Consider the following 23,605-nt stretch of genomic DNA (forward strand, 5'->3'; position numbering starts at 1 on the left):
CGATTCCCTGTGATGGTTAAATTTAGATTACTGGCGTTGAAGCTTGCTGTTGACCCAGCTGAATAGACTGTTGCTCTTGGCTACTTGCGGGGTGCCGAAGCTTTCGGTGATGCGGTCGAGAATGATCGCCAGGAGCACCACGGCCATGCCGCTTTCAAAACCCAGGCCGATGTCCAGGCGCTGGATACTCGCCAGTACGTCGTTACCCAGGCCGCCTGCGCCAACCATCGAGGCGATGATCACCATCGACAGGGCCATCATGATGGTCTGGTTAACCCCGGCCATGATTGACGGCATAGCGTTAGGCAGTTGGACCTTGAACAGTAGCTGACGCGGGGTGCAACCGAAGGATTGTCCAGCTTCGATGATCTCCTTGTTGACCTGGCGGATGCCCAGGTTGGTCAGGCGCACCGCAGGTGGCATGGCGAAGATCACTGTGGCGATGATCCCCGGCACGCGGCCGAGGCCAAAGAGCATGGCCGCCGGAATCAAGTAGACGAAGGCCGGCATGGTCTGCATAAAGTCGAGAATCGGCCGGATGATGGTCGCCACGCGTTCACGGCGCGCCGCCCAAATGCCCAGCGGTATTCCCAGGATCAGGCTAATCAGCGTGGCGGAGAAGGTCAGGCCGAGGGTGACCACGGTCTGTTCCCAGAAGCCGGTGAGCACGATCAATACGAAGGCCACGGCAGTGAAAATGGCGAATTTGTAACCGATGCGCCAGAGGCCAAGGCCGACGAAGATGGCAATCAGCAGCCAAGCAGGCGGCAGCATCAGCACCCATTCGATGCCCTCGGAGAAGCCATTAACCACGGCACCAATACTGTCGAAACCGTTGCTGTAGTTGTCCAGCAGGTGCTGCACGATGTCATTGACCCAGCTACCCAGGTCGAGTTTTTTCTCACTCATGGGACTCTCCCTGTAGACGCGTCAGCAGGCGGCCCTTGCTGATGGCTCCGCTGTAGTGGCCGTGTTCGTCGATTACCGGGATTGGACCTTCGTTGTCCACCAGGCGGCCGATGACTTGATCCAGCGGGGTGTCTTCGGAAATCGGACAGATCTGCTTCAGCACGTCGCCGTCCAGGCCGCAGCTGTTGCCGCCTTCGACCAGTAGGGCGATCTTTTCTAGGCTGATGGAGCCTTGGAAGTTGTTCTGCTCATCGACGACAAAGGCGTAGTGCTTGTCCAGCGCCTGCAGTTCCTGGCAGACCGTTTGTGCATCTGGGGCTTTGCCGTTGTGCACGTAGAGCGGCACGCTGTCGGCCATTAGTTGGCCGGCAGTGAGGTAGCGGTTGGTGTCGACGGTGTTGAAGAAGTTACGCACGTAATCGTTGGCGGGGTTGTCGACCAGCTCTTGTGGCGTACCAACCTGTACCAGTTTGCCGCCCTCCATGATGCCGATGCGGGTGCCGATACGCATGGCTTCTTCGATGTCGTGGGAGACGAAAATGATGGTGCGGCGGTCGGTCTTTTGCAGCTCTAGCAACACGTCCTGCATCTCGCGGCGCTTGAGCGGGTCGAGGGCGGAGAAGGCCTCGTCCATGATGATCATGGATGGGTCGACCGCCAGCGCGCGGGCCAGGCCAACGCGCTGCTGCATGCCGCCGGACAGTTCATGCGGCAGCTTGTGCGCAAAGGTGTCCAGGCCGACTTGTTTGAGTACCTGCATGGCGCGCTCTTCGCGCACCTTCTTGCTCTTGCCGGCAACTTCGAGACCGAAGGCGGCGTTGTCCAGTACGCTGCGCGATGGCATCAGCGCAAAGGACTGGAAGACCATGCTCATATCGCGACGGCGTAAGTCGATGAGCTCTGCCTTGGGCATCTTGGCGACGTTTTGTCCGTCGATATAGACGTTACCAGCACTGGGTTCAACCAGGCGGTTGATCAGGCGGATCAGGGTCGACTTGCCGGAGCCGGAGAGGCCCATCAGCACGAAGATTTCACCTTCCTCGACGCTGAACGACACGTCACTGACGCCAATTACGGCACCTTTTTCTGCAAGGACTCGTTCCTTGCTCCAGCCCTGCTTGAGCAGGTCAATGGCTTCTTGTGGTTCTGCGCCGAACACCTTGTAGAGGTTTTCGACGACGATTTTTCCAGACTGCATGGGATGATTCCCCTTCAGTAGACATCCAGATCAGTGCTGCGGAACCGCGTCTACGCCAGCTGGCGTATCTACGGTGATGCCGACTGTTCTTGCCTGTGTGGGTTTACTGGGTTCCGGGGTCGGGGCCGTGCCTTGCTGCGCAACACCTTCGGAGATTCGGGCACAACCACTGCGACGCTCCAGTTGCCTTGTGAGCAATGGGCGTTACGGGGATGTGTTGTCGAATAAACCTTGCTGTGCCGTGCTGCAAACCGCGTTCCAAACCCTCTGGCAGTGTTACGAAGTCCCATCCTTGGGTTTTACACACCTCATTCCGAGGTGCGCGTACATCCGAAATTTCTTGTTGGGCTGGCACCCATAAGTGATGAGCCAGCGCTTATCTATGCTTCGGTCCGGGGCTATGGGCTCCCGGTCTGTCGACCCTGATGCAAGCTGCTGAAACTACTGCGCTCGGTTATGCGGCGTTGGACTCAGTCTCAAAATGCTCATGTACAACTCGTACACTCCGCTTTTTCGGCTGATTCCGCCTTGCCTAACCTTCGCTCGCTACGTTTCAACAACTTGCCGGAATCTGACAGCGACGAATTCGGCTGACTCAACGATATAGCCTTCGGGTTGGCGCAATTGTCGGTTTGCGACCCTGACGTGTTACGCCACGACATGCCCTTGAGCTAAAAAACCATAACAGACTTTTTACCTCTGATGCCAAGGCTGCAAGCCGCGCCGGCCGTGGTTTGCAGCTTTTCAAATGGCCGCAGGCGCGATGAGCTGGGGGCTGCGCGCTGTTCGAAAAAAATGACAAATTATTTTCCTGCGGCGAGGTTTTCGCTGGTTTTTATTGTTTGACCGTTCAATTTTGTTACGCCTTGCAGCCAGGTATCGACTGTCGACTGATTGGCTTTTAACCAGGCTTTAGCCTCACGGCGTGGGTTGGTGTTTTGGTTGAGAATTGCCCCCATCAGGTAGTTTTCCATCTCCAGGCTGAAGCGCAGGTTTTGCAGCAGCCGGGTGACGTTCGGGCATTCTTCCGCCAGGCCAGCGCGCACGTTGGTGTACACCGTGGCGCCGCCGTAGTTGGGGCCGAAGAACTCATCACCACCATCCAGGTAATACAGCTGTAATTGGTTGTTCATCGGGTGGGGTGCCCAGCCGAGGAATACGCTCCACTGTTTGAGGTGATCGGCGCGTTTGACCTGGGCCAGCATGGCGCTCTCGCTAGATTCCACCAGGCTGAAGCCAGCCATGCCGAAAGCGTTCTGGTCGATCATTTGCTGGATTAACTTATTGCCGTCGTTGCCAGGCTCGATTCCATACACCTTGCCGTCAAATTTCTTACTGAAGCGTGCTAGATCGGCGAAGTTGTTCACACCTCCGTCATGCGCCGCCTGGTTCACCGCGAGGGTGTACTTGGCCCCTTCGAGGTTGGCACCTAGGGTTTTGACCGAGCCGTTGGCGGCGTAAGGTTTGATGTCGTTCTCCATGCTCGGCATCCAGTTGCCGAGGAACACATCAATTTTGCCGTCCTGCATGGCTTTGTAAGTGTCCGGCACGGAGAGGCGCTTGACCTGAGTGCGGTAACCCAGTTCGCTGAGTACCTGGCGGGTGACGGCGGTGGTGACGGTGATGTCCGTCCAGCCGACATCCGCGAAGCGAATCAGCCCGCATTGGGCCGGTTCTGCGGCTTGGGCCAGTAGCGGTGTGCTGAGGGCGACGGCCAGCAGCCAGCGTTTATCCCATTTCATTAAGCCTTCCCCCATTGCGGTAGCGGGCGCGCCTGGAGCCGGCGCGCCATGGCCTCGGAACGGCTGGGTAAACAGCAACTGGCCGGTCCATTGGCAGGTGATCATGCCGATAGATTTCCTGTGCTGCCTACGCGGCAAGTCGCAAGTAGAACGTTGTTGTCGTGATTGGCTGCGCCACGTGTTGAGGCCATGACGCGGGCTATAGCCCAGTCATTCATGTTGTTTTAGCCATTTGCGGCCTGGCTTGGCGGCTGACGGATTTAGGCATGGGTGAGTCGGTGTGGAGCGCCGCTGTTAGACGGAAATCCTGATCATGCTGTGCATCGCGCAATCATGCAGGAGAGAGTCGTGGCTATCAGCGTGTTTGACTTGTTCAAAATCGGCATCGGCCCGTCCAGTTCGCATACCGTCGGGCCAATGCGCGCGGCGGCATTATTCAGCGGTGCGCTTAGCGAGCGACGTTTACTGGAACGAACCGCGCGGGTGCAGGTGCGCTTGTACGGTTCGTTGTCGGCCACCGGTGTTGGCCATGGCAGTGACCGTGCGGTGATCATGGGGCTGATGGGCGAGTGGCCCGATCAGGTCGACCCCGGCAGCATCGAATCGCATATTGCCGAGCTGTTGAATAGTGGCACGCTGCTGCTCGGCAGGCGTTCAAGTATCGCTTTCAACTGGCAGCGCGACATGCTCCTGCTGGACGAGAATCTGCCTTATCACCCCAACGCCATGACCCTCAGCGCTTTTGCGGCTGATGGCAGTCTGCTGCACGAAAACACCTATTACTCGGTCGGTGGCGGCTTTGTGGTGGATGCCGAACAGGCCGCGAGTGGTTTGCTGGATCAGGATCACACCGTCTTGCCTTACGACTTCGACAGCGCCGAGCAGCTGTTGCAGCTGTGCCAGAGCAATGGTTTGCGTGTGTCGGAGCTGATGATGGCCAACGAGAAGGCTTGGCGCAGTGAGGCGGAAATTCGTAGCGGGCTGATGCGCCTGTGGCAGGCCATGCGTGACTGTGTCGAGCAAGGCCTCAAACATGAGGGCATTCTGCCGGGTGGGCTCAACGTTAAGCGCCGCGCCGCCAAGTTGCACCGCAGCTTGCAGGAGATGAGCAAACCCAATGTGATCGGCTCCACCCTGAGTGGCATGGAGTGGGTCAACCTGTTCGCCCTGGCGGTGAATGAGGAAAACGCCGCTGGCGGGCGTATGGTCACCGCGCCGACCAATGGTGCGGCGGGGATCATTCCGGCGGTGCTGCATTACTACGTGCGCTTCAGCCCCGCAGTCAGCGAGGCCAATGTGGTGGATTACCTACTCGCGGCCGCTGCGATTGGCATTCTGTGCAAGAAGAACGCCTCCATCTCCGGTGCCGAAGTCGGCTGTCAGGGTGAGGTCGGTTCGGCCTGCGCCATGGCAGCGGCGGGTTTGGCGGAGATTCTCGGTGCCACGCCTGGGCAGGTAGAAAACGCCGCCGAGATCGGCCTGGAGCACAACCTCGGCCTGACCTGCGACCCTGTTGGCGGGCTGGTGCAGGTGCCGTGCATTGAGCGCAATGCGATTGCCGCCGTGAAGGCGATCAATGCCGCGCAAATGGCACTGCGGGGCGACGGTGAGCACTTTATCTCGCTGGATCGGGTGATCCGCACCATGCGCGATACCGGCGCGGATATGCACGACAAGTACAAGGAAACCTCGCGCGGCGGGTTGGCAGTTAGCGCGGTCGAGTGCTGAGTATTTGCGTGCTCTTTGCGCGGTGAAGCGCTAGCGCTGAGTGGCGCAATATGGGTGCGCAGCAAGCGCTGTGCTCGACTGTGGTGCGTGCTGATCAACAACGGCATTAAGGCTTTGCAGTGGCACTGAATGCGAGCCGACCGTTGGTCCGTTACCGGACTATTTTTACCCTGCGTAGCGGGGTTACAACCTCTCTCTCTGGCAGTGCTACCGAAATGCTCAAGCGCCCGTCAGTCGGGTGTTTGCGGTCGTAACCAGAACACTTTTGTCGCGTCTGCGACGCCTAGTGCGACTAGCGCTGGGTTAGTGCGGCTATTTTTTATTGAACGCCCGATCAATTTAGGCACGGCCTTTGCGTTGTGCTGTCTGTCGATCTGGCGTTGTGCAGTTCCAGAACCATAAGAAAAGAGCCACCTTAAAGCGGGGCTCACTACCGTGCTTAGCTTCGCGTGAGGTTTATCTGATGTCACAGTTCAATCAAGGGGCACAACCCCAGAGCCGTGCGGCGCAATCCATCGGCTTTCTCCTGCTCGACAATTTCACCCTGATTTCTCTGGCGTCTGCGGTCGAACCGCTGCGTATGGCTAATCAGCTGTCCGGCAAAGAGCTCTATCGTTGGCACACCCTCAGCCAGAGCGGCTTGCCGGTCTGCGCCAGCGATGGCCTGCAGATCACTCCGGACGCAAGCTTGGCTGCGGCACCGCGCCTGGATGCGGTGGTGGTTTGTGGTGGTGTGGATATTCAACGTAGCGTTACCCGTGAGCATGTGCAGTGGCTGCAAAGCCAGGCCCGCCATGGTGCGCAGATGGGCGCGGTGTGCACTGGCAGCTGGGCGCTGGCCAAGGCCGGTTTACTCGACGGTTTTGATTGCAGTGTGCACTGGGAATGTCTGGCCTCCATGCAGGAAGCCTTCCCCCGTGCTGGCGTCAGCACTCGCCTGTTCTCGATTGACCGCAATCGTCACACCAGCTCCGGCGGCACTGCGCCGATGGACATGATGCTGCACGTCATTGGCCGTGAGCATGGCCGCGAACTGGCGGCGGCGATTTCCGAGATGTTTATCTACGAGCGCATCCGCAATGAGCAGGATCACCAACGTGTGCCGCTCAAACATATGCTTGGCACCAACCAGCCGAAGCTGCAGGAAATCGTCGCGCTGATGGAAGCCAACCTGGAAGAGCCAATTGATCTCGACCAGTTGGCGCTGTATGTCGACGTGTCGCGGCGTCAGCTGGAGCGTTTGTTCCAGAAGTATCTGCACTGCTCGCCGTCGCGCTATTACCTCAAGCTACGCTTGATCCGCGCACGCCAACTGCTCAAGCAGACCAGCATGTCGATCATTGAAGTGGCTTCGGTGTGCGGCTTTGTTTCTACGCCGCATTTCTCCAAATGCTACCGCGAGTATTTCGGCATCCCGCCGCGTGATGAGCGCGCCGGTCAGCAAGGCAGCAATGTGGTGGCGTTGTTGCCCATGCCTGAAGACTTGATGCGGCCATCACCATCCTCGGCCATGGCCGCGTTGACCCGTGCACAGGGCGAATCGACCTTTGCCAGCGTCAGGCTCTAAGCCGCACTGAATAACCTGTGTGGACGCTATGGCCTCGTGGGAGGCGCTTTAGCGGCGATCTGTTAATCGCTAGTCGCGGCTAAAGCGGAGTGCCGCCCAGCCCCTCCCACGGGATTGGTAGTCCCAAACAAAAACGCCGCACCGGCCTTGATGGCGAGTGCGGCGTTTTGCTGTGTGCGATGTGGTCGATACGCGGTGCTTAGTATTCGATGGCCACATCACCTTGCGGCACGCTGCAGCAGGAGAGGATGTAACCCTCGGCCACGTCTTCGTCGGTAATCCCGCCGTTGTGTTCCATGGCCACTTCACCTGAGGTTTTCATTACCTTGCAGGTGCCGCAAATACCCATGCCGCAGGCTTTGGGAATGTGCAGGCCAAGCTTGGCGGCGGCGGCGTGCACGGTTTCGCCGGGGTCGACACGAATGCTCTTGCCGGTGCTGGTGAACGCCACCTGATGCTGCTCGGCGGCCGGAATTGACGGCGCATCGGCGGCTTCGGCGGCCAGTTCCTTGGCTTCTTCACGGACATCTGCCGGCGTCGCGCCAAAGGATTCCTCGTGATAGCGCTGCATATCAAAGCCATTGCTTTCGAGCAGGCGCTTGACTGCATTCATGTAAGGCGTGGGGCCGCAGCAGAATATTTCCCGCTCCAGATAATCCGGGGCAATCAGTTCAAGCATTTTCTGGTTGAGGTAACCGCGATACCCGGCCCAGGCCTCGCCCAGTCCGTGTTTTTCACAAATCACGTGCAGGCTGAAGTTGTTGATCCGCGCGGCCATATGTTCCAGCTCGCGGTGGTAAATGATGTCCTTCGGCGAGCGCGCACTGTGTACGAACACCATGTCGACATTGGCGTTGGTGTCGTAGAACCAGCGGGCCATCGACATCACTGGGGTAATGCCGACACCGCCGCTGAGGTAAAGCACCTTGTCGGCGGGAAAGTCGATGGCGTTGAACAGCCCGACCGGGCCGTGCACGGGTAATTCATCACCTTGATTAAGGTTGTCGTGCAGCCAGTTGGAAACCTTGCCGCCCGGCACCCGCTTGATGGTGATGGAGAAGCTGTAAGGCACCGAGGGGGAGCTGGAAATGGTGTAAGAGCGCATCACCGGCTGGCCATCAATCTCCAGTTCCAGGGTGACGAACTGCCCCGGTTTGAAGAAGTACAGCACCGGTTGGTCGGCCATAAAACAGAAGGTGCGTACGTCCCAGGTTTCCTGGATGACTTTAACGCACCGCACCAGATGCCTGCCGTTGCTCCAGGTCTGGGTGGTAATCGGGTTGAGGAAGTCGTTCGTCGTCATGGACGGCTCTCCGCGCGTGGCCGGATATCGGCTTTATATGGGGTGGATTGTGCGCACAGCACGGCCTGTTCATTTATCTGCCAGCGACATTGGCATACTTATCGCGACCTGCCGCATAGGCCGTGGTTTAGCGCGTCGGAAACGGATGCCGGCATGTCGCCCGTGGATAAGGATTGGCCCGCGCTCAGCGCCACACTCGCAGCCAGCCGAAGCATAAGGTCATGAGCGAATTCCCCATTCATCCAGACGCCATCGGCAGGCGTAGAGCGGGGCAACAACGCCAGCTTGCGTGAACCGAATAGCCACTTTATTGCGGCAACTCGCACAGCGAGTCGCCATTGAGGAGTTACCGATGGACGTCACTTCCAACCTGAGCCTGGGCGACCCGCTGGAGCCCGCACGCAAGGCCACCGCTGAGATGCTGCAGAACCGCGAGCGCACCTTCTCGCTGCCGCAGCCGTTCTACAACGATGAGCGTCTGTTCAAGATCGACATGCAGGAGATCTTCCACAAGGAATGGCTGATCGCCGGCATGACCTGCGAGATCCCGACCAAGGGCAACTTCCTCACCCTGCAGATCGGCGACAACCCCATCATGGTCATCCGTGGGGCCGATGGCGTGGTGCATGCGTTTCATAACGTTTGCCGCCACCGAGGTTCGCGCCTGTGCACCAGTGAAAAAGGCAAAGTGGCCAAACTGGTCTGCCCATACCATCAGTGGACCTACGAGCTGGACGGCCGTTTGCTGTTCGCTGGCAGCGAAATGGGCGCAGATTTCGACCTCAAGGACTACAGCCTCAAACCGGTGAACTGCAAAGTGGCCGGCGGCTACATCTTTATCTCGCTAGCGGAGAATCCGCCGGCCATCGATGACTTCCTCAGCACCCTGGCCCATTACATGGAGCCCTACGACATGGAAAACACCAAGGTGGCGGTGCAAACCACCTTGATGGAAAAAGCCAACTGGAAGCTGGTGATCGAAAACAACCGCGAATGCTACCACTGCAACGGTTCGCACCCAGAGCTGCTTAATACCCTGCTGGAATGGGATGACGTTACCGACCCACGGGCGACCCAGGCCTTCAAGGACCAAGTAAGTGAATGCACCACGCGCTGGGACAACGACAACATCCCCTACGCGCACGCCAGCTTCGGCCTGCGTAACCGCATCGTGCGCATGCCGCTGCTCAAGGGTACTGTGTCGATGACCATGGATGGTAAGCAAGGCTGCAAGAAGCTCATGGGCCGCATCACCGACCCGGACCTGGGCTCGATGCGCATCCTGCATCTACCGCATTCGTGGAACCACTGCATGGGTGATCACCTGATCGTCTTCACCGTCTGGCCGATCAGCGCGCAGGAAACCATGGTCACCACCAAATGGCTGGTGCACAAAGATGCTGTGGAAGGCGTCGATTACGACGTGGCGCGCCTGCGTCAGGTGTGGGACGCGACCAACGACCAAGACCGTCGCCTGGCTGAAGAGAACCAGCGCGGCATCAACTCCACCGCCTACCAGCCTGGCCCGTACTCGAAGACCTACGAATTCGGCGTGGTCAACTTTATCGACTGGTACAGCGAGCGCGTGCTCAACAACCTCGGCGCTGCGCCGGCACCGTACTTGCGCCAGGTTGGCGCGGAGTAAGCCGGTATGTCGCTCGCGCTATGGCTGCTGATCGGTCTGAGCGTATACAGCCTGCTAGCCGCGCGGCGCAGGCCTGAGCATCCCCGTACACACTGAGACCCGCCTCAAGGGTTTCCTTAGCCCCTGCCGGTTACCCCGGGCAGGGGCTTTTTTATTAGTGATCGTCCCCACGCTCTGCGTCCGCCTCTAGCGCAAGCCGGACGTCCACAAAGGGGGGGCAGATCGCGACCGGGATTTGACGCTTTCGGCAAACCCCCGGTCGGTAGCCTGGGTTGAGCAGCGCGATACCCGGGAAGCGGTGCCCTGGGTATCGCTTCACCCGACCCAGGCTACGGTCTGTTGCATACCTGCAAGGGAGAAAGGGGCATCTACTTGGCTGGCGGCAAGCCAATCAGACGTTGCACATATTCAGGCATCGGCCAATCACGCTGAATGTCGGCCAGCTGTTTAACACGCTGCGCGACTGCAGCGTCGAACAGCGCCGAGCGGCCGGTGGCCGTGTCGATATTCATCAACATTTGCTCGCTTTGCGCCAGGCTGGTGGCCTCGCCAGGGCGATGCAGCGCGTGATGAATATGCAGGCGCTTGCCGTCATGGGCCAGCAACTGGGTGCGGACCTCGACCGTTTCACCTTCCTTGACCTCGGTCAAGTAGTTGATGTGGCACTCAAGGGTGTACAGGGTATGGCCGGTGCGCGCGCGGCCGGCCTCATCGAGGCCGAGCTGATCCATCAGGGTGTCGGTGGCATGGCTGAAAATCAGCAGGTAGAAGGCATCGCGCAGGTGGCCGTTGTAATCCACCCATTCTGGGAGAACGGCAGTGCGGTAGGGAGTGAGAGACATGGTGAGGGCACCCTTGGTTTTGCGGTGTTTGGCAGTGTGAAGTAAGGAAGTTGTCAGCTGCAACGAGCCCTGTGGCGTGGCCAAGGTCACACCACAGGGCATTTTCGCGCCGGGCTATTCGGCGAACTGCAAGCCGTGCTGCTCCTTGGTTGTCTTGATGGCTTCAAGCACCGCCAGCAAACAGTCGTCACGGTAGCGTTCCAGCTCGTCAAGGCTGCGACTACCCTGCTGCTCGGTTGTCCCCTCAACCACGGCATCAATTAGGCCATCGGTCAGCTCTGGCGCTTGCAGGTAGGTCCAGGGCAGTTTCAGTGCTGGGCCAAATTGGGCCATAAAATGCCGCATACCGGCCGGGCCACCCGCCAAGGTGTAGGTGAGGAAACTGCCCATAAATGACCAGCGCAGGCCTGCGCCGAAGCGAATCGCGTCGTCAATCTCCGCGGTTGTTGCAACACCGTCTTTGACCAGGTGCAGGGCCTCGCGCCAGAGCGCTTCGAGCAGACGGTCGGCGATAAACCCTGGCACCTCCTTGCGTACGTGTAGCGGGCGCATACCCAGTGCTTGATAAATGCTCTTGGCCGCTTCGATGGCCGCGGGTGCGGTTTTCTCGCCGCCGACTACTTCCACCAGCGGCAGCAAGTAAACCGGGTTGAACGGGTGGCCGACTATGCAGCGCTCTGGATGCGTGGCATCGGCATAGAACTCGCTGGGTAACAGCCCCGAGGTGCTGGAACCGATCAATACGTCCGGGCGTGCTGCTGCACTGATTCTGGCGTGTAGTGAGCATTTGAGATCAAGGCGTTCCGGTGCACTTTCCTGGATGAAATCAGCATCGCGCACGCACTCTTCGACACTGGGTACGACGCGTAGGCGTTGCAAGGACGCGCCGGCTGCCAGGCCTTGTTTCTCCAGCGCCGGCCAAGCATTGGCCACGCGTGTGCGCAGCGCGGCTTCGGCGTCGGGGGCGGGGTCCCAGGCAACCACATCGAGGCCGTGAGCCAGGGCGCGCGCGATCCAACCGGCGCCAATCACGCCGGTGCCGATGGCGGCGAAGGTTTTAATGTCGGTGATGAAGGTCATGGTGAACTCCGATAGCCCGGATGCAATCCGGGGATGAGCAATGGGATTTCCCGGATTTCATTCGGATCAAGGACGGTCGCGGCTAAAGCCCCTCCCACGAGAACCGGGAAAATCTGCGGGAGTGGCCGGGCGTCGTTACGCGTTAGCCGCGACGCTTGAGCTTCATCTTCTCGCGGCCTTCGGCCGGGGTCAGGGCGCGGCCACCAAGGCGTTCGATGATCTCAATCGCGCGTTGCACCAGTTGGCCGTTGCTGGCGTGTACGCCACGGTCCAGCCAAATGTTGTCTTCTAGGCCCACTCGTACATGGCCACCCAGAAGCATGGACTGGGCGACCATCGGCATTTGCATACGGCCGATGCCGAAGCCGGCCCAAGTGATGCCCGGTGGCAGGTTGTCGGCCATGGCTTTCATCGTGGTGGTGTCGGCTGGTGCGCCCCAGGGAATGCCCAGGCATAGCTGGATCAATGGGTCTTCGAGTAGGCCTTCTTTGAGCATCTGCTTGGCGAACCACAGATGGCCGGTGTCGAATATTTCCAGTTCGGCCTTCACGCCTAACTCGGTGATGCGCTTGGCACCAGCACGCAGTTGCGCGGGGGTGGAGACGTAGATGAAATCGCCGTCACCGAAATTGAGCGTGCCGCAGTCCAGGGTGCAGATTTCCGGTAGCAACGCCTCAATGTGCGCCAAACGCTCCATTGGGCCGACTAAATCAGTGCCCGCGCCGAACGCCAGTGGTTTTTCGCCATGCCCGATCTCAAGGTCACCGCCCATACCGGCGGTGAGGTTGATGATCACGTCGGTATCGCTTTCACGGATGCGCTCGACGAGTTCGCGGTACAGCGCTACGTCGCGGCTTGGTTTACCTGTTTGCGGGTCGCGCACATGGCAGTGGGCGACGGTGGCGCCGGCTTTGGCTGCCTCGATGGCTGCAGCGGCGATTTCTTTGGGTGTGACCGGTATTGCCGGATGCTTGCCAACGGTGTCGCCAGCGCCAGTGACCGCGCAGGTGACAATGACCTCGTAATTCATTTTCGACTGTCCTTTTCAGGGGCGAGCGTAGCCAGCGGCAGGTGCCGCTGGCTGTTGGGGTATGGAGTTGGGTTTAGTTGGCGAGCGCGGCGACTACCGCAGGCGTAGCGGGCTGGCCGTCGAAGGTGGTGACGCCAACTAGCCAGTCCTTGACCATTTGCGGGTTGGCTTTGAGCCAGTCGCGCGCGGCCGTTGCCGGTTCAGCTCTGTCCATAATCGGCTGCATCAGTTCGGCTTCCTGGGCGCTGGTGAAACGCAAGTTGGTGAGCAGGCGATTGGCGTTTGGGCAGCGCGTGGCATAGTCCGGCGAGGTAACGGTGGAAACCGTAGCTGCGCCGTCGTTAGGACCGAATACATCCTCGGTGCCGGTTAAGTAGGTGATCGGCATAGACAGGTTCATCGGGTGTGGTTTCCAGCCGAAGAACACCACTGGCTTTTCGCTTCTCACTGCGCGTCCGACAGCCGCCAACATACCTGCCTCGCTGGACTCGATCAGCTTGAACCCACCGAGGCCGAACTGGTTGCTGTCGATCATCTTCTGGATCGCCGTATTGGCACCCGAGCCGGCTTCGATGCCGTAGATCTTGCCGCCCAGCTCATCTTTGAAGCGGGAAATATCAGCCAGGGTCTTAAGTCCCTTGTCGGCGCTGTAGCTCGGTACCGCGAGCACGGCGATGGCGTCGTTCAGCGATGGCGTGTCGGCCACCTTGACGGCGCCTGCTTCAAGGAAGGGCTTGATGTTGTCGTCCATGATCGGTTTCCAGTAACCCAGAAAGGCGTCGACCTGGCCCTTCTGGATACCGGCGAAGATGATCTGCTGCGAGGCTTGCGTCTGTTTAGTTTCGTAGCCAAGACCTTGCAACAGCGTCGTTGCGACGGCTGAAGTGGCGACTACGTCGGTCCAGCCGACTGCGCCTAGACGGACCGTTTTGCAGCTGGCGTCGTCAGCCAGCAGGGCGCTACTGAAAAGGCTCAGGGTGCAGCATGCGGCCAGTGCGGTAAGACCTTTCATCGGGTGCTCCTCATCGTGTCACAGCGGTTTGCTTTCGTTCTTTTAGAGGCCATAAGGCCCCCACCGTGTCCGAGGCAGCATCGCCCCGATGTAGTCACCTTACGCGGCGAACTGGCAAAAAATTTGGACTAATACGACTGATTGTTGATCTATGCCGACTCAATGCTTGCGCGGTTAGTGGCCTTTGGCTTCTTATTTGCCTAATCCTTGCTGCGGACACGTGCATGCCCCAGACCTTCTGTTTTCTTCTGCTACCCGGTTTTTCGATGATGGGGCTTATGTCGGCCATCGAGCCACTGCGCGTGGCTAACCGCTTCAGTGGCGTCCTGTACCGATGGCAGTTGCTCAGCCTAGATGGCGCGGCAGTGGCGGCGAGTAACGGTATGTCGTTAAACGTTGAGGCTGGGCTCGAACTGCCGTCTGAGGTTGATGGGGTGTTCGTGGTAGCCGGCTTTGAGCCGTTGGCACATTACGATGTGCGTCTGGCGCGCTGGCTGCAGCGTAACGAGCATGCCATGAAGGTGCTTGGCGCTATTGATACCGGCAGTTTTGTGCTCGCCGAAGCGGGGTTATTTCAGGGCCAATGCTTAACCCTGCACTGGGAAGCTATTGAGGCTTTTCGCGAACGCTACCCGCACTTGCACGTCACGCAGGAACTGTTCGAAATTGATGGCCGGCGCATCACCAGCGCTGGCGGTACCAGCAGCCTCGATCTGATGCTCAGCCTGATTGGTCAGCAACATGGCGAAACCTTGGCTGTGCAGGTCTCCGAACAATTCGTCCTCGGCCGTATTCGTACCCGCCAAGATCACCAGCGTATGCAGGTTGCCAGCCGTTACGACCTGCACAACAAGAAGTTGGTCAAGGTGATCGGTGAGATGGAGCGCCATTGTGAACAACCGCTGGCCTGTGACGTGTTGGCCGGGCGTGTGGGTGTCACCGTACGGCAGTTGGAGCGACTGTTTCGCCATCATCTGAGTAGCACGCCCTCGGCCTTTTACCTCGCGCTGCGCCTGGATAAGGCGCGGCAATTGCTTCGCCAGAGCGACCTCAGCGTATTGGATGTCGCTCTGGCCTGCGGTTTTGATTCCGCCTCGTACTTCTCCCGTGGCTACCGTAAGCGTTTTGCGATCAGCCCCAGCCGTGACCGTCACGAGCGACACTGAGGGTTTAGCGGCAAGTCACTCACACGGCAGCTGACAACATATCCCTGCGCGACCTCGCCTTGACGCTTTCGGCAAACCCTCAGTCGCTTTTGCACCGGGTCGCCTTGCCCCCCAGGGATAAGCTCTCCCCAAAGCACCGACGCGCCATGTCGGTATTCAATACTTAGGGGACTGCCTGATGAGCCCAGCCGAATTGCACGCCGACAGCATCGTTATTGACGGGCTGATCATCGCCAAGTGGAACCGCGAACTGTTTGAAGACATGCGTAAAGGCGGCCTGACTGCGGCCAACTGCACCGTCTCGGTGTGGGAAGGCTTTCAGGCAACCATCGACAGCATCTGCAAAAGCCAGAAGCTGATGCGTGAGAACAGCGACCTGGTGATGCCGGTGCGTACTACCGCCGACATTCGCAAGGCGAAAGAACAGGGTAAAACCGGCATCCTCTTCGGCTTCCAGAACGCCCATGCGTTTGAGGACCAGATCGGTTACGTCGAGGTGTTCAAGCAGCTCGGCGTGGGCATTGTGCAGATGTGCTACAACACCCAGAACCTGGTGGGCACGGGTTGCTACGAGCGTGACGGCGGACTGTCCGGCTTCGGTCGCGAGATCGTTGCCGAGATGAACCGTGTCGGCATCATGTGCGACTTGTCCCACGTCGGCTCCAAGACCTCGGAAGAGGTCATCCTCGAATCGAAAAAACCGGTCTGCTACTCGCACTGCCTGCCGTCGGGGCTGAAAGAACACCCGCGCAACAAGTCCGATGAAGAACTGAAATTTATCGCTGATCACGGCGGTTTTGTCGGCGTGACCATGTTCGCGCCGTTCCTGGCCAAGGGTATCGACTCGACTATCGACGATTACGCCGAAGCCATCGAGTACGTGATGAACATCGTCGGCGAAGACTCCATCGGCATCGGCACCGATTTCACCCAGGGTCACGGCCAGGACTTCTTCGAGTACCTGACCCACGACAAGGGCTACGCCCGCCGCCTGACCAGCTTCGGCAAGATCATCAACCCACTGGGCATCCGTACCGTGGGCGAGTTCCCCAACCTCACCGAAACCCTGCTCAAACGCGGCCATTCCGAGCGCGTGGTGCGCAAGATCATGGGCGAGAACTGGGTCAACGTACTCGCAGACGTCTGGGGCGAGTGATGAATACCTCGCCGGCCCTGCGGGCCAGTTGGTGGGTTACGCCTTCGGCTAACCCACCCTACAAAAAACGCGCCGAACACTTTCGAGCGTAGGGTGGATGACGCTTTTCTCATCCACCGATTCACCTTGCGGTGGATGGATAAAGCGCCAGTTAGGCAGCCCATCCACCCTACTTATTACCTGATTCCGGAGTTTCAACACATGGCCACCCACGCACCCGAAATGCCTATCCAGGTCGACGACGAAACCGGCGTTTGGACCACCGATGCCCTGCCGATGCTCTATGTGCCGCGGCATTTCTTCGTCAATAACCACATGGGTATTGAGGAGGTGCTGGGTGCTGAGGCTTATGCCGAGATTCTCTACAAGGCCGGCTACAAGTCCGCCTGGCACTGGTGCGAGAAAGAGGCCGAGTGCCATGGGATTTCCGGTGCGGCGGTGTTTGAGCATTACATGAAGCGCCTGTCGCAGCGCGGCTGGGGATTGTTCGAAACGCAGACGCTCGACCTTGAGACCGGCCACGCCGAAGTCAAACTCAAGCACTCGGCCTTTGTGTATGTCTACGGCAAGGTCAATCGCAAGGTGGACTACATGTTCACCGGCTGGTTCTCCGGCGCCATCGACCAGATTCTCGCCGCCGCTGGTAGCCCAATCCGCACCGTCACCGTGCAGGCATACAGCGGTTCCGAAGAAGGCCACGACGATGGTCTGTTTGTGGTTAAGCCGCTCTAAAAACATTTCAACCGTGAGAGAAAACGTAGCGAGCGAAGGATAGGCAAGGCGGAGGCTGAAGCGAAAAGCGGAGTTTACTGCTGTAAATGAGCATTTTCGCTTCAGCCTCCAACGCCGCATAACCGAGCGCAGTAGTTTTCAGAGGATGCCCCATGGCTTTCGAAGCAATGTTCCAGCCGATTCAAATCGGCAAGCTGACTATTCGTAACCGCATCGTGTCTACCGCCCACGCCGAGGTTATGGCCACCGATGGCGGCATGACCACTGAGCGTTACGTTAAGTATTACGAAGAGAAGGCCAAGGGTGGCGTTGGCCTGGCGATCTGCGGTGGCTCTTCGGTGGTCTCCATCGACAGCCCGCACAGCTGGTGGAGCTCGGTGAACCTGTCGACCGACCGCATCATTCCGCACTTCCAGAACCTGGCGGATGCCATGCACAAGCATGGCGCCAAGATCATGATCCAGATTACCCACATGGGCCGTCGCTCGCGCTGGGATGGTTTCGACTGGCCAACCCTGATGTCGCCGTCTGGCATCCGCGAGCCGGTGCACCGCGCCACCTGCAAGACCATTGAACCAGAGGAGATGTGGCGCGTAATCGGTGACTTCGCCCAGGCCGCACGCCGTGCCAAAGAAGGTGGCCTCGACGGCGTCGAGCTGTCGGCCGTGCACCAGCACATGATCGACCAGTTCTGGTCGCCACGGGTCAACAAGCGTACTGACGAGTGGGGTGGCACCTTTGAAGGACGGATGAAGTTTGGCCTTGAAGTGATCAAGGCTGTGCGCGCCGAGGTCGGTGCCGATTTCTGCGTGGGCCTGCGTATCTCCGGTGACGAGTTCCACCCGGACGGCCTGTCTCACGAGGACATGAAGCAGATCGCCGCCTATTACGATGCCACCGGCCTGATCGACTTTATCGGCGTGGTCGGTTCTGGCGCCGATACCCACAACACTCTGGCCAACGTCATCCCCAACATGAGCTACCCGCCGGAGCCGTTCCTGCACCTGGCTGCCGGGATCAAGGAAGTGGTCAAGGTGCCGGTGCTGCACGCGCAGAACATCAAGGACCCCAACCAGGCCACGCGGATTCTTGAAGGTGGTTACGTCGACATGGTCGGCATGACTCGCGCACATATCGCCGACCCGCACCTGATCGCCAAGATCAAGATGGGCCAGGTTGATCAGATCAAGCAGTGCGTCGGTGCCAACTATTGCATCGATCGCCAATACCAGGGCCTGGACGTACTGTGCATCCAGAACGCGGCCACCAGCCGTGAATACATGGGCCTGCCGCATATCATCGAGAAAACCAGCGGACCGAAACGCAAGGTGGTGATCGTCGGTGGTGGCCCGGCCGGTATGGAAGCAGCGCGCGTCGCTGCCGAGCGCGGCCACGATGTGACCCTGTTCGAGAAGAAAGACAGCCTCGGTGGGCAAATCACCTTGGCCGCCAAAGCGCCGCAACGTGACCAGATGGCCGGCATCACCCGCTGGTTCCAGCTGGAGCTGGCGCGGCTGAATATCGACCTGCGCCTGGGGACCGGCGCGGATGAGGCGAGCATCCTCGACCTGCGTCCGGACATCGTCGTGCTGGCCAACGGCGGTCATCCATTCATCGAGCAAAACGAACACTGGGGCGCCGCTGAAGGCTTGGTGGTGAGCAGCTGGGACGTCCTCGATGGCACGGTTGCACCGGGCAATAACGTGCTGGTGTACGACACCATTTGCGAGTTCGGCGGTATGTCGGTGGCCGACTTTATCGCCGAAAAAGGCGCGAAAGTGGAGATCGTCACCGACGACATCAAACCGGGTGTGGCCATGGGCGGTACCACGTTCCCAACCTACTACCGCAGCATGTACCCGAAAGAAGTGATCATGACCGGCGACATGATGCTGGAAAAGGTCTACCGCGAAGGCGACAAGCTGGTGGCGGTGCTGGAGAACGAATACACCGGTGCCAAAGAAGAGCGGGTGGTCGATCAGGTGGTGGTGGAAAACGGCGTGCGTCCGGATGAGCGCCTCTACTACGCACTCAAAGAAGGCTCGCGCAACAAGGGCCAGATTGATGTGGAGGCGCTGTTCGCGATCAAGCCGCAGCCTTGCTTAGCCGAGACGGGTGACGGCTATCTGCTGTTCCGTATCGGCGACTGCGTAGCCCAGCGCAACACCCACGCGGCGATCTACGACGCCCTGCGGTTGTGTAAGGATTTTTAACGAAACCCGTAGGGTGGGTTAGCCGCGCAGCGGCGTAACCCACCAATCGGATTACCAGGCAGGCCAAGTTTGTGCCTGACGCATCGATGGTGGGTTACGCCTCCGGCTAACCCACCCTACGAGGGCATGTGAATGCTGCAAACCATTCTCCCCGTGCTGCTCTTCGCCGCCCTGGCCCTTGCGGTCATCGGCGCGGGCAAGCGCTTTCTGATGTGGCGGCGTGGTCGGCCGAGCCAGGTTGATTGGCTGGGCGGCCTGCTGGCCATGCCGCGCCGTTATATGGTCGATCTGCACCATGTGGTCGCGCGCGACAAATACATCGCCAACACCCACGTGGCCACGGCCGGCGGTTTTGTTCTGGCGGCGGTGCTGGCGATTCTGGTGCATGGCTTTGGCCTGCACAGCCGCATCCTCGGCTTCGCCTTGTTGGGCGCAACCGCATTGATGTTTGTCGGCGCGCTATTTGTCGCCAAGCGCCGCCTTGATCCGCCGTCGCGGCTGTCGAAAGGCCCGTGGATGCGCCTGCCGAAAAGCCTGCTGATGTTCGCCGGCAGCTTCTTTATCGCCACCCTGCCGGTGGCCGGCATTCTGCCCGCCGATTTTGGTGGTTGGGTATTAGCGCTCCTGCTGACGGTCGGTGTGGCCTGGGGCGTGTCCGAGCTGTTCTTCGGCATGACCTGGGGCGGGCCGATGAAGCATGCCTTTGCCGGTGCCCTGCACCTAGCCTGGCACCGCCGCGCCGAGCGCTTCGCGGGTGGCCGTTCCACCGGGTTGAAAGCCCTTGATCTGGATAACCGCAACGCCCCACTTGGGGTGGAAAAGCCCACGGATTTCACCTGGAACCAACTGCTTGGCTTCGACGCCTGCGTGCAGTGCGGTAAATGCGAAGCTGCCTGCCCGGCCTTCGCCGCCGGCCAGCCGCTCAACCCGAAAAAACTGATCCAGGACATGGTGGTTGGCCTGGCCGGCGGTACTGATGCCAAGTTTGCTGGTAGCCCTTACCCGGGTAAGCCGATCGGTGAACATGCTGGAGGCCCACACCTGCCTATCGTCAACCTGGGCGGCAAGGCGCTGGTCGATGCCGAGACGCTATGGTCGTGCACCACCTGCCGCGCTTGTGTTGAGGAATGCCCGATGATGATCGAGCACGTCGATGCCATCGTCGACATGCGCCGTCACCTGACCCTGGAAAAAGGCGCCACGCCAAACAAAGGCGCTGAAGTACTGGATAACCTGATCGCCACTGACAACCCTGGCGGCTTCAACCCTGGCGGCCGACTGAACTGGGCGTCGGACTTGAACCTGCCGCTGATGAGCGAAAAGCAGCAGGTCGACGTACTGTTTTGGGTTGGCGACGGTGCCTTCGATATGCGCAATCAGCGCACCTTGCGCGCCTTCGTCAAAGTGCTCAAGGCGGCCAAGGTCGACTTCGCTGTGCTCGGTCTGGAGGAGCGCGACAGCGGTGACGTGGCCCGTCGTCTGGGCGATGAAGCGACCTTCCAACTGCTGGCCAAACGCAACATCGCCACCCTGGCCAAATACCAGTTCAACACCATCGTCAGCTGTGACCCGCACAGCTTCCATGTGCTGAAAAACGAATACGGCGAACTGGGCGGTCACTACCAAGTGCTGCACCACAGCACCTATATGGAGCAGCTGATCAGCGGGCAGAAGTTGACGCTGGGAACGCATAAAGGCGGCAGCGTGACCTATCACGACCCGTGCTATCTGGGTCGTTATAACGGTGAGTACGAAGCCCCGCGTGCGGTGCTCAAAGCCATCGGTATCGACGTGAAGGAAATGCAGCGTTCCGCCTTCCGCTCGCGTTGCTGCGGCGGTGGCGGCGGTGCGCCGATCACCGACATTCCTGGCAAGCAACGCATCCCCGATATGCGCATGGGCGACATCAAGGAGACCGGTGCCGAGTTGGTGGCCGTCGGTTGCCCGCAATGCACCGCCATGCTCGAAGGCGTGGTCGGCCAGCGGCCGGAGGTCAAAGACATTGCCGAGCTGGTGGCTGATGTATTGATCGAGGGTGCTGTCGAAGTCAGAAAAACTGCAGTGGCCCCGCGTGATATAGCCGAGGTAAGTCCATGAGCGAGATTATCCGCCGTGATCCTAGGGTTGAGTGGATCGCCCGCAATCGCCTGCACCCGCTGCATGCTGCATCGCAGCCAGCGGCCGTAAGCTGGATGGGGCCCAATGGTGTCATCCGCAAAAATCCCCATGCTGTCGGTTTTATTGGCCCCAACGGCCTCAAGCGCATCGACCGCTCGGGCACTCAGCAGGGTGGCAGCCAGAAACGCAGCGCGACCAGCGCTGTGGTGCAGTTGCCGTTGCATGTGATCGAACAACCGGCCTTCCATATCGTGGTGGTGCCGGACATGGTCGGTGGCCGTCTCAGCGCCCACGACAAGGACTTGCTCGGCCTGGCGCATAAGCTCGCCGGTTATGACGGTGCGGTCGTGGCCGTGGTCTTCGGTGAGCACAAGGAAAGCGCCTTTGATTGCAACGGCGTCGACCGCCTGCTGCAGTTCGAGGGTGACGGTTTCGACGGTTATTCGCCGGAAGCCCGGGTGCTGGCACTGGACGCGCTGGAGCGGCAATTGTCGCCGCGTCACTGGTTGCTGCCGGACAGTCGCAGTGGCGGTGGCGAGTTGGGCCGACGTTTGGCCGCCAAGCTCGGCGAGCGCCCAGCCACGCGGGTCTGGCAGGTCGCCGATGGCATGGCCAGCGGGCGTGCCGGTGCCGGCCGGGAAGACTTGGTGCAGGCAGCGCCACGGTTGATTCTGGCGGCGGTTGAGTGCGCCGAGCCGGTCAGCGAGACCCGTCACGAAGTGCGTGCGCTGAACCTTAATGAGGCGCTGGTCAGCCACTTGCCTCGGATTCAGGACCTCGGCGCGGTGGCGGTCGACCCAGCGCAGATTCCTATGGCGGAGGCCGAATTTATTCTCTCCGGTGGTAACGGCGTGAAGGATTGGGCGCTGTTCCATCAGGCTGCTGCCGCGCTGGGGGCAACCGAAGGGGCCTCGCGGGTGGCGGTGGACGATGGCTTTATGGGCCGCGAACGCCAGGTGGGTGCGTCCGGCATCTGGGTCACCGCACGGGTGTATGTGGCGGTGGGGATCAGCGGGGCGATCCAGCACCTGCAAGGCATTGGAGCTTGCGACAAGGTGGTGGCGATCAACCTCGACCCAACCTGCGACATGATCAAGCGCGCTGATCTCTCGGTGATTGGCGAGTCCGCCGCGATCTTGCAGGCGCTGATTGAGCGCGTCGCCGCTCATCGCCACGGGGCCGCCCGCGATGCCGCGTAACGTAGCCCGGATAAAATCCGGGGCCCTCAACACCGATTCCCGGATTGCATCCGGGCTACGGGGGATGCATGACTGACTTGAATATCGTTGCGCTGGTTTCGGTGGGTGCCCACCCGACTTCCGGTCGACCGCGTCGCGCCGAGCAGGATGCCCGTGCGGTCGAGCTGGGTTTGCGTCTGGCCGGTGAGCGTTTGCAGGTGCTGCATGCCGGCGATCCGCAGCAGGAAGCGCTGCGGGCTTATTTGGGCATGGGTCTTAATCAGATCAAAATTCTCGAACAGCCGGCGCATAGCGATGCGTTGCCGGTGCTGGCCGACTATCTGGCGGATTCCAGCGCGCAGCTGGTGTTGACCGGCAGTCAGGCAGAAACCGGCGAGGGCTCGGGCATGCTGCCTTATCTATTGGCCGAGCAGCTTGGCTGGCCGTTGGTGGTCGGCCTCGCCGCTGTGGAGCAGGTAGAAAACGGCGTGGCTCAGGTGCTGCAGGCGTTGCCGCGTGGCCAACGCAGACGTTTGCAGGTGCGTCTGCCGTTTGTCGCCAGTGTTGATAACGCCGCGCCCACCGCGCGGCAGAGTGCTTTCGGCCCGGCGCGACGTGGCGTGTTGAGCGCTGAAGAGGTGGAACTGGTCGCTGACCCGCTGTTTGCCAGTGCCCAGTTGCAACCGGCCAAGTCACGGCCTAAGCGCCTCAAAGTGATCAAGGCGAAAACCGGAGCTGAACGGATGAAAGCCGCGACCGCCAAAGCGTCCGGCGGTGGCGGACAGGTACTCAAGGATGTCTCGCCAGAGGTTGGCGCCGAGGCTATCTTCAAGTTGTTATTGGAAGAAGGTGTGCTGCGTTAGCGCTTCCTCAGCGAGCCAAAGGTCGTAGCCCGGATGAAATCCGGGAGGCCGCGATCCCCGGATTACATCCGGGCTACAGTTCGTAGGATGGGTTGAGCGAAGCGATACCCATGCGGAGCCCGA

At 59.9% G+C, this 23,605-nt stretch carries 18 protein-coding genes; 10 read left to right on the plus strand and 8 right to left on the minus strand.

The features are described 5' to 3' along the window. Nucleotides 1–27 precede the first annotated feature (27 nt). The 3 genes from choW to choX (VCA57_RS22845) all read right to left on the minus strand — a co-directional run bounded on the left by choW (nucleotide 28) and on the right by choX (VCA57_RS22845) (nucleotide 3,849). Nucleotides 28–909 (minus strand): choline ABC transporter permease subunit, encoded by an 882-nt coding sequence (gene choW, locus VCA57_RS22835; protein ID WP_411187947.1) that lies wholly within the window; start codon nucleotides 907–909, stop codon nucleotides 28–30. Beyond that, the gene (locus VCA57_RS22840) at nucleotides 902–2,107 is read right to left on the minus strand and encodes a quaternary amine ABC transporter ATP-binding protein (RefSeq protein ID WP_411187949.1); all 1,206 of its coding nucleotides are present in this window, start codon (nucleotides 2,105–2,107) and stop codon (nucleotides 902–904) included. Before VCA57_RS22840 ends, choW begins: the two co-directional genes overlap by 8 nt. An 803-nt stretch (nucleotides 2,108–2,910) precedes the next feature. Continuing rightward, nucleotides 2,911–3,849, minus strand: a complete 939-nt coding sequence (choX, locus tag VCA57_RS22845; RefSeq protein WP_411188116.1) for a choline ABC transporter substrate-binding protein — start codon at nucleotides 3,847–3,849, stop codon at nucleotides 2,911–2,913. Nucleotides 3,850–4,197: 348 nt separating this feature from the next. Between choX (VCA57_RS22845) and VCA57_RS22850 the strand changes: the two genes are divergently transcribed. Together VCA57_RS22850 and VCA57_RS22855 are read left to right on the plus strand one after the other, a co-directional pair. Next, a complete protein-coding gene (locus tag VCA57_RS22850) occupies nucleotides 4,198–5,577 on the plus strand; it encodes an L-serine ammonia-lyase (protein ID WP_411187951.1) in 1,380 nt (459 codons plus the stop codon). 463 nt (nucleotides 5,578–6,040) lie between these two features. Then, on the plus strand, nucleotides 6,041–7,144 hold the full coding sequence (locus VCA57_RS22855) for a GlxA family transcriptional regulator (RefSeq protein ID WP_411187953.1): 1,104 nt from the start codon (nucleotides 6,041–6,043) through the stop codon (nucleotides 7,142–7,144). A gap of 199 nt (nucleotides 7,145–7,343) precedes the next feature. On the opposite strand, the gene gbcB is transcribed toward VCA57_RS22855, so the two are convergent. Further along, a complete protein-coding gene (gene gbcB / locus VCA57_RS22860; RefSeq protein WP_411187955.1) occupies nucleotides 7,344–8,447 on the minus strand; it encodes a glycine-betaine demethylase subunit GbcB in 1,104 nt (367 codons plus the stop codon). Nucleotides 8,448–8,799: 352 nt separating this feature from the next. Between gbcB and gbcA the strand changes: the two genes are divergently transcribed. Further along, nucleotides 8,800–10,092: a glycine-betaine demethylase subunit GbcA gene (gene gbcA / locus VCA57_RS22865; RefSeq protein ID WP_411187957.1), complete on the plus strand. Its 1,293-nt coding sequence runs from the start codon at nucleotides 8,800–8,802 to the stop codon at nucleotides 10,090–10,092. Between the two features lie 368 nt (nucleotides 10,093–10,460). Here gbcA and VCA57_RS22870 read toward each other — a convergent pair whose 3' ends face one another. The 4 genes from VCA57_RS22870 to choX (VCA57_RS22885) form a co-directional block, all read right to left on the minus strand. Further along, the gene (locus tag VCA57_RS22870; protein ID WP_411187959.1) at nucleotides 10,461–10,934 is read right to left on the minus strand and encodes a thioesterase family protein; all 474 of its coding nucleotides are present in this window, start codon (nucleotides 10,932–10,934) and stop codon (nucleotides 10,461–10,463) included. A gap of 114 nt (nucleotides 10,935–11,048) precedes the next feature. Continuing rightward, nucleotides 11,049–12,014 (minus strand): L-carnitine dehydrogenase, encoded by a 966-nt coding sequence (locus VCA57_RS22875; protein ID WP_411187961.1) that lies wholly within the window; start codon nucleotides 12,012–12,014, stop codon nucleotides 11,049–11,051. 142 nt (nucleotides 12,015–12,156) lie between these two features. Beyond that, nucleotides 12,157–13,044, minus strand: coding sequence for a 3-keto-5-aminohexanoate cleavage protein (locus VCA57_RS22880; RefSeq protein ID WP_411187963.1), 888 nt, complete (start codon nucleotides 13,042–13,044; stop codon nucleotides 12,157–12,159). A 73-nt stretch (nucleotides 13,045–13,117) separates the two neighbouring features. Further along, a complete protein-coding gene (choX, locus tag VCA57_RS22885) occupies nucleotides 13,118–14,056 on the minus strand; it encodes a choline ABC transporter substrate-binding protein (protein WP_411187965.1) in 939 nt (312 codons plus the stop codon). 224 nt (nucleotides 14,057–14,280) lie between these two features. Between choX (VCA57_RS22885) and VCA57_RS22890 the strand changes: the two genes are divergently transcribed. The 7 genes from VCA57_RS22890 (at nucleotide 14,281) to VCA57_RS22920 (ending at nucleotide 23,482) form a co-directional block, all read left to right on the plus strand. Further along, on the plus strand, nucleotides 14,281–15,222 hold the full coding sequence (locus VCA57_RS22890) for a GlxA family transcriptional regulator (protein ID WP_411187967.1): 942 nt from the start codon (nucleotides 14,281–14,283) through the stop codon (nucleotides 15,220–15,222). A 178-nt stretch (nucleotides 15,223–15,400) separates the two neighbouring features. Continuing rightward, nucleotides 15,401–16,378, plus strand: coding sequence for a dipeptidase (locus VCA57_RS22895; RefSeq protein WP_411187969.1), 978 nt, complete (start codon nucleotides 15,401–15,403; stop codon nucleotides 16,376–16,378). A 201-nt stretch (nucleotides 16,379–16,579) separates the two neighbouring features. After that, a complete protein-coding gene (locus VCA57_RS22900; protein ID WP_411187971.1) occupies nucleotides 16,580–17,110 on the plus strand; it encodes a DUF5943 domain-containing protein in 531 nt (176 codons plus the stop codon). A gap of 152 nt (nucleotides 17,111–17,262) precedes the next feature. Next, entirely contained in the window at nucleotides 17,263–19,323 is a 2,061-nt protein-coding gene (gene dgcA / locus VCA57_RS22905; RefSeq protein WP_411187973.1) for a dimethylglycine demethylation protein DgcA, read from the plus strand. 132 nt (nucleotides 19,324–19,455) lie between these two features. Continuing rightward, the gene (gene dgcB, locus VCA57_RS22910; protein ID WP_411187975.1) at nucleotides 19,456–21,420 is read left to right on the plus strand and encodes a dimethylglycine demethylation protein DgcB; all 1,965 of its coding nucleotides are present in this window, start codon (nucleotides 19,456–19,458) and stop codon (nucleotides 21,418–21,420) included. Continuing rightward, the gene (locus VCA57_RS22915) at nucleotides 21,417–22,640 is read left to right on the plus strand and encodes an electron transfer flavoprotein subunit alpha/FixB family protein (RefSeq protein WP_411187977.1); all 1,224 of its coding nucleotides are present in this window, start codon (nucleotides 21,417–21,419) and stop codon (nucleotides 22,638–22,640) included. Before dgcB ends, VCA57_RS22915 begins: the two co-directional genes overlap by 4 nt. Nucleotides 22,641–22,708: 68 nt before the next feature. Then, nucleotides 22,709–23,482, plus strand: coding sequence for an electron transfer flavoprotein subunit beta (locus tag VCA57_RS22920; RefSeq protein WP_411187979.1), 774 nt, complete (start codon nucleotides 22,709–22,711; stop codon nucleotides 23,480–23,482). Nucleotides 23,483–23,605 lie beyond the last annotated feature (123 nt).

The organism is Pseudomonas sp. (assembly GCF_046581935.1).
Lineage (GTDB): Bacteria > Pseudomonadota > Gammaproteobacteria > Pseudomonadales > Pseudomonadaceae > Aquipseudomonas.

Bases quoted from the DNA above. Each gene is read 5' to 3' on its own strand.
- VCA57_RS22840 (WP_411187949.1), bottom strand. From the start codon at position 2,107: ATGCAGTCTGGAAAAATCGTCGTCGAAAACCTCTACAAGGTGTTCGGC.
- VCA57_RS22920 (WP_411187979.1), top strand. From the start codon at position 22,709: ATGACTGACTTGAATATCGTTGCGCTGGTTTCGGTGGGTGCCCACCCG.
- VCA57_RS22890 (WP_411187967.1), top strand. From the start codon at position 14,281: ATGCCCCAGACCTTCTGTTTTCTTCTGCTACCCGGTTTTTCGATGATG.
- dgcA (WP_411187973.1), top strand. From the start codon at position 17,263: ATGGCTTTCGAAGCAATGTTCCAGCCGATTCAAATCGGCAAGCTGACT.
- choX (WP_411187965.1), bottom strand. From the start codon at position 14,056: ATGAAAGGTCTTACCGCACTGGCCGCATGCTGCACCCTGAGCCTTTTC.
- dgcB (WP_411187975.1), top strand. From the start codon at position 19,456: ATGCTGCAAACCATTCTCCCCGTGCTGCTCTTCGCCGCCCTGGCCCTT.
- VCA57_RS22875 (WP_411187961.1), bottom strand. From the start codon at position 12,014: ATGACCTTCATCACCGACATTAAAACCTTCGCCGCCATCGGCACCGGC.
- VCA57_RS22855 (WP_411187953.1), top strand. From the start codon at position 6,041: ATGTCACAGTTCAATCAAGGGGCACAACCCCAGAGCCGTGCGGCGCAA.
- gbcA (WP_411187957.1), top strand. From the start codon at position 8,800: ATGGACGTCACTTCCAACCTGAGCCTGGGCGACCCGCTGGAGCCCGCA.
- VCA57_RS22880 (WP_411187963.1), bottom strand. From the start codon at position 13,044: ATGAATTACGAGGTCATTGTCACCTGCGCGGTCACTGGCGCTGGCGAC.
- choW (WP_411187947.1), bottom strand. From the start codon at position 909: ATGAGTGAGAAAAAACTCGACCTGGGTAGCTGGGTCAATGACATCGTG.
- VCA57_RS22915 (WP_411187977.1), top strand. From the start codon at position 21,417: ATGAGCGAGATTATCCGCCGTGATCCTAGGGTTGAGTGGATCGCCCGC.
- VCA57_RS22895 (WP_411187969.1), top strand. From the start codon at position 15,401: ATGAGCCCAGCCGAATTGCACGCCGACAGCATCGTTATTGACGGGCTG.
- VCA57_RS22870 (WP_411187959.1), bottom strand. From the start codon at position 10,934: ATGTCTCTCACTCCCTACCGCACTGCCGTTCTCCCAGAATGGGTGGAT.
- VCA57_RS22900 (WP_411187971.1), top strand. From the start codon at position 16,580: ATGGCCACCCACGCACCCGAAATGCCTATCCAGGTCGACGACGAAACC.
- gbcB (WP_411187955.1), bottom strand. From the start codon at position 8,447: ATGACGACGAACGACTTCCTCAACCCGATTACCACCCAGACCTGGAGC.
- choX (WP_411188116.1), bottom strand. From the start codon at position 3,849: ATGAAATGGGATAAACGCTGGCTGCTGGCCGTCGCCCTCAGCACACCG.